Genomic DNA, 600 nt, shown 5'->3' with positions numbered 1-600 from the left:
AAAATCTTTAATCGTTTGCATATCGATACAGAAGAAGTACTTAACGCCGCTGGCACTAAGTGGAATTTCTTAAAGTTCAAGCCTGGCTTGGTTGGTGGTCACTGTATCAGTGTTGACCCTTATTACCTGACACATAAAGCGCAAGAAGTAGGCTACCGCCCAGAAGTTATCTTAGCTGGTCGTCGAATTAATGATGGTATGGGTGAGTATGTCGCCACGCAACTAGTTAAGAAGTTATCAAGTAAGAAAATTCACATTGATGAAGCGAAAGTGCTTATTCTAGGTTTTACTTTTAAGGGCGATTGCCCTGATGTTCGTAACACTAAAATCATCGATATCGTGAAAGAGTTACAAGACTTCAATATGTCGGTAGATGTATATGATGATTGGGCAAATCCAGAAGAAGTTAAGCATGAATACGGTATTGACCTAATCACAGAGCTAGAAGAGGGCAAGTACGACGGTGTTGTATTAGCGGTGGACCATTCAGAGCTAAAAGAAATGGGCGAGAAAAAGCTGCGTTCATTCGGTAAAGAAAACCACGTATTGTACGATGTGAAGCACGTACTAAAGCCATCAGAAGCGGATATTAGACTTTAA

Annotated in this window: 1 protein-coding gene; it reads left to right on the top strand. The window is 40.7% G+C overall.

Annotated features, from left to right (window positions below):
• On the top strand, positions 1 to 600 hold a 600-nt coding region (locus C1E24_RS20380), incomplete at its 5' end, for a UDP binding domain-containing protein (RefSeq protein ID WP_276609916.1).

Source organism: Pseudoalteromonas phenolica (genome assembly GCF_005876835.1).
GTDB classification, from domain to species: Bacteria; Pseudomonadota; Gammaproteobacteria; order Enterobacterales; family Alteromonadaceae; genus Pseudoalteromonas; species Pseudoalteromonas phenolica_B.
Note: the sequence above shows the minus strand (reverse complement) of the source record. Positions and strands in the feature narration are given on the sequence as shown.